Source organism: Candidatus Erwinia dacicola, assembly GCF_001756855.1.
In the GTDB taxonomy this organism is placed as follows: domain Bacteria; phylum Pseudomonadota; class Gammaproteobacteria; order Enterobacterales; family Enterobacteriaceae; genus Erwinia; species Erwinia dacicola.
Genome location: NZ_MAYS01000045.1, coordinates 1 through 2,982 on the forward strand (window position 1 = coordinate 1; position 2,982 = coordinate 2,982).

A 2,982-nucleotide genomic window follows, 5' to 3' on the forward strand; every position below is an offset into this window, starting at 1 on the left:
CAGTAATAGGTTAAGTGATAAAAAGTGTATAAAAATACAGGGGCCAATCCACTGTTGTAAAACGGCCTGCTGCTATGGCGTTAATAGGTGGCACATTTGATTGCGTGTCCGGGCCATCTTGACCTAGCGCGCCACTACCTACCTGAATCTGGTAGGCCGCTTCGTTAAATTTTTCTGCAATAATCAGTTCGTGCAGTTGCTCTAAATCGTTAATACTCATGGGAGAATGATCGTGACGTGCTGCATCAGATCGCGCAGTTGCTGGCGCTGCTGCATCCGTCAAGTTGGATGCTATCAAACATGTAACTTTGCGGAACCCGCCTCGCTGGGTGGTTAACCTAGTTAGTTATCCTGATACATCTCGTTAGTCGTCGTGGCATTGACAGAACATCAGAGCCGGAACGACAACGGCGGCGGTAACTTTGCGCATCGGTTAGCCCCGTGCTGGTTTCCGCATTCCGCTTCAACGAGATTGAGTTTACGGGGACAGATGCAAGCATGCGTCAGTGGGTGTAAAACTACGTAAAGTCATGGAATGAGCGCATAAGTTCACGGTATTTTTCCTGCGGAGGGCAGTAAAAATGAATAAAATCCTGTTGGTTGACGATGACCGCGAATTGACCTCGCTGCTGAAAGATTTGCTTGAAATGGAAGGATTCAACGTGCTGGTTGCCGGTGACGGCGAGCAGGCACTGGCGCTACTGGACAGCTCTGTAGATTTGTTATTACTCGATGTGATGATGCCGAAGAAAAACGGTATCGATACTCTAAAGGAGCTGCGTCAACAACATCAGACGCCGGTAATCATGTTAACCGCACGCGGTAGCGAGCTGGACCGTGTTCTGGGCCTCGAACTGGGTGCTGATGATTACCTGCCGAAACCCTTTAATGACCGCGAACTGGTGGCACGTATTCGCGCCATCCTGCGTCGTTCCAACTGGAGCGAACAGCAGCAACAACACGACAATAGCTCACCGACACTGGAAGTAGATATGCTGCGCCTGAATCCAGGCCGCCAAGAGGCCAGCTTTGAAGATATCACGCTTGATCTGACCGGTACGGAGTTCACGCTGCTGTATCTGCTGGCCCAGCATCTCGGCCAGGTGGTATCGCGCGAGCACCTGAGCCAAGAAGTACTTGGCAAACGTCTGACGCCGTTTGACCGGGCGATTGATATGCATATCTCCAACCTGCGGCACAAGCTGCCGGAACGCAAGGACGGTCATCCGTGGTTTAAAACCCTGCGTGGGCGCGGCTATCTGATGGTGTCCGCTACATGATATCCAGCCTGACCACCCGCATCTTTGCCATTTTCTGGCTGACCTTGGCACTGGTACTGATGCTGGTATTAATGCTGCCCAAACTTGATTCCCGTCAGATGACGCCGCTGCTGGATAACGAGCAGCGGCAGGGAACGATGATTGAGCAGCACGTTGAGGCGGAGCTGAGTCAGGACCCGCCCAATGATTTAATGTGGTGGCGCAGGCTGTTCCGCGCCATCGATAAATGGGCACCGCCCGGTCAACGCCTGCTGCTGGTGACCAGAGAAGGGCGCGTTATTGGCGCGCAGCATAACGAAATGCAGGTAATCCGTAACTTTATCGGCCAGTCCGATAACTCTGATCACCCGCAAAAGAAAAAGTATGGTCGGCTGGAGATGGTCGGCCCATTTTCGGTGCGCGATGGCGAAGATAACTATCAGCTGTATCTTATCCGTTCTGCGGGCAGTTCCCAGCTCGATTTTATCAACTTGCTGTTTGACCGCCCGCTGCTGTTGCTGATTGTTACCATGTTGATCAGTTCACCGCTGCTGCTGTGGCTGGCGTGGAGCCTAGCAAAACCGGCGCGCAAGCTGAAACACGCGGCGGATGACGTGGCGGTCGGTAACCTGCGCCAGCGGCCAGAGCTGGAATCGGGGCCGCAGGAGTTTCTTGCCGCCGGGGCCAGCTTTAACCAGATGGTCAGCGCGCTGGAGCGAATGATGACCGGTCAGCAACGACTGCTGTCGGATATCTCCCACGAGTTGCGTACACCGCTGACGCGCCTGCAGCTGGCGACCGCGCTGATGCGCCGCCGTCACGGTGAAGGTAAAGAGCTGGGGCGTATTGAGATGGAAGCACAGCGGCTGGACGGCATGATCAACGACCTGCTGGTGCTGTCGCGCACTCAGCATAAGAACGCGCTGGTAAGCGAGGCGATCAAAGCCAATTATCTGTGGTCCGACGTACTGGAAGATGCACGTTTTGAAGCCGAGCAGATGGGCAAAATGCTGGAGGTGCCTTACCCACCGGGACCGTGGCCGCTTTACGGCAACCCGAACGCGCTGGAAAGTGCCTTCGAGAACGTCGTACGTAACGCCCTGCGCTACTCCCACAGTAAGATTGCCGTCAGCTTCTCGGTTGATAAAAAAGGCATCACTATCCACGTTGATGACGATGGCCCGGGTGTCAGCGTGGAGAATCGCGAGCAGATTTTCCGCCCGTTCTACCGAACTGATGAGGCGCGCGACAGGGAGTCCGGCGGCACCGGGCTGGGGTTGGCGATCGTCGATAGCGCCATCCAGCAGCACCGCGGCTGGGTAAAAGCTGATGACAGCCCGCTCGGCGGCCTACGCCTGACGATATGGCTGCCGCTGTATACCACTCACAGCGAATAATTTGCTATCCTTCGGCCCTAGTTCCTTAGGGCCGCTTTCATGCTTAATATCGTCCTGTTTGAACCCGAAATCCCGCCGAACACCGGCAATATCATTCGTCTGTGCGCCAATACCGGCTTTTAGCTGCACTTAATCAAACCGCTCGGTTTCGCGTTGGATGATAAACGGCTGCGCCGCGCTGCACTACCACGAGTTCACCGCCCCATTCCCACTCGAAACGCAACAAAGTGACCCACTGGCCAGACCCGGATAAAATCTCCGTTCTGGTCCTACTGGAGAGCCTGTTGCATGCAGGGAAAACATCTGACTCAGAAAGAGCGGTTCTA

Annotated in this window: 3 protein-coding genes and 1 pseudogene; 3 read left to right on the plus strand and 1 reads right to left on the minus strand. The window is 54.7% G+C overall.

The window, feature by feature from the left end:
- Positions 1 to 10: 10 nt before the first annotated feature.
- Positions 11 to 283 (minus strand): hypothetical protein, encoded by a 273-nt coding sequence (locus BBW68_RS01025; protein WP_148127488.1) that lies wholly within the window; start codon positions 281 to 283, stop codon positions 11 to 13.
- A 298-nt stretch (positions 284 to 581) separates the two neighbouring features.
- Here BBW68_RS01025 and cpxR point away from each other — a divergent pair, with 298 nt between their 5' ends.
- The 3 genes and pseudogenes from cpxR to BBW68_RS15335 form a co-directional block, all read left to right on the plus strand.
- Positions 582 to 1,280, plus strand: a complete 699-nt coding sequence (gene cpxR, locus BBW68_RS01030; protein WP_070133637.1) for an envelope stress response regulator transcription factor CpxR — start codon at positions 582 to 584, stop codon at positions 1,278 to 1,280.
- On the plus strand, positions 1,277 to 2,656 hold the full coding sequence (cpxA, locus tag BBW68_RS01035) for an envelope stress sensor histidine kinase CpxA (RefSeq protein WP_070133638.1): 1,380 nt from the start codon (positions 1,277 to 1,279) through the stop codon (positions 2,654 to 2,656). Before cpxR ends, cpxA begins: the two co-directional genes overlap by 4 nt.
- 39 nt (positions 2,657 to 2,695) lie before the next feature.
- Positions 2,696 to 2,842, plus strand: a pseudogene (locus BBW68_RS15335) (tRNA (cytidine(34)-2'-O)-methyltransferase); the annotation flags it as partial.
- Positions 2,843 to 2,982 lie beyond the last annotated feature (140 nt).